At 78.9% G+C, this 1,395-nt stretch carries 2 protein-coding genes; both read left to right on the forward strand.

All coding sequences use genetic code 11. The annotated features are described in order from the left end of the window. Positions 1 to 231, forward strand: a 231-nt coding sequence (locus CRM73_RS19270; protein WP_370658580.1) for a hypothetical protein, incomplete at its 5' end; no start/stop codon positions are given. A 289-nt stretch (positions 232 to 520) separates the two neighbouring features. After that, on the forward strand, positions 521 to 1,395 hold an 875-nt coding region (locus tag CRM73_RS19275; RefSeq protein ID WP_229588806.1), incomplete at its 3' end, for a zf-HC2 domain-containing protein.

Here is a 1,395-nt window from a genome sequence, read left to right on the forward strand (position 1 = left end):
CGGGCTCGGACGCCTCCCGGACGCCGGCACGCGCAGCAGGGGGCCGGCGCCCCCGGGGTGCGGTACGCCGAGCGCGGGCCCCGGCACCGCGGGACGAGCTGGGACGAGGACGGGTCCCGCGAGCGGAAGCACTCGGGGCGCCACGGCCGCGAGCACCAGCGGGGGTCGGACGGGGCGCCCGGCCGCTCCGGCGGTCACGTCGACCAGGGGGAGGGCCGCCCCCACCGCTGAGCGCCCAGCCCCGCCCGCCTCTCCCGGAGGCCTGGCGTCACCCGGCGACCCCGCGGCTCCCGGCGGCACTGTGTTACGAACGGGAACGGCTCGTGACAGGAGCGGCGTGCCGCCCTCCACCGGGGCGCTCTACCATGGGCTCGGGGGACCGGGGGGTCCACAGTGCTGGAACCGCGCGCCGTCGGCGTGCGCCGTCATCGTCTTCGCCGGGGGCACGGCCCTGCGGCACCGCTCCCGGGTCGCCCGCACCGCAAGGTGACCGAGCGTTCCCGAGACCGACGGAGACCCCATGACGCGCACGACCGAGCCGCTCGCCCAGGGGCGCACCCCGCGCACCGACGAGGAGCTGCTCGCCGCGGTGCGGGCGCAGCAGCCCGACGCCTTCCCGGACCTGCGGGACCGGCACTGGCACACCGCCGTGGTCGTGGCCCGGCTCCACACGCCGAGCCGCCAGGACGCGGAGCAGCTGGCGGGCACGGCCTTCGACCAGGTCCTCGCGGAGCTCGGCGAGGAGACGCAGGACGAGGGCGGGCCGGGGGTCTTCCTGCGGGCACGGCTGGTCGCCGTCGTGGGCCGGGCCGGCGTGGAGCGGGCGAGCGCGGCCGGGACGGTCACCGGCATCTATCTCGGTCTCCCCGCGTCGTGGCAGGCCGTGCTGTGGCACCTGGAGGTGGAGGCCCTCGGGCTCGAGCGGACGGCCGCGGTGCTCGGGCTGAGCCCCGCCGCCACCACCGCGCTGCACCTCGAGGCGCGCGCCGGGCTGCGGGCCGCCTACCGCCGGGCCAGGCAGGACCTGCCGACCCTCGCCGGGTGCGCGGACTGCGCGGCCGACCTCGGCGCCTTCGCCGACGGCGGCCTGTCCGCCGAGCGGACGCAGGCCGTGCAGGACCACCTCGACGAGTGCCCGCGCTGCACCGCCGACCACCTGTACCTGCAGGACACCGAAGCAGGCCTGCGCGGCTGGCTGCTGCCCGTGCTCGCCGGGGTGCCGCTGTGGGACGTCCGGACCGACGAGCTCGTGGAGCTGGTCCGGGCCGCGGGACGGATGAGCGCCGGACGACTCGGCGCGGCCCCGGGCACCGACGTGGCCGGCGGGGCCCTCGCCGCCGTCCACGTCACCCGGCGGGGCCGGAAGGTGCTGCTCGGCGCCGGGGCCCTGGCGGC

It is taken from the genome of Kocuria sp. CCUG 69068, from assembly GCF_020833785.1.
GTDB lineage: Bacteria > Actinomycetota > Actinomycetes > Actinomycetales > Micrococcaceae > Kocuria > Kocuria rosea.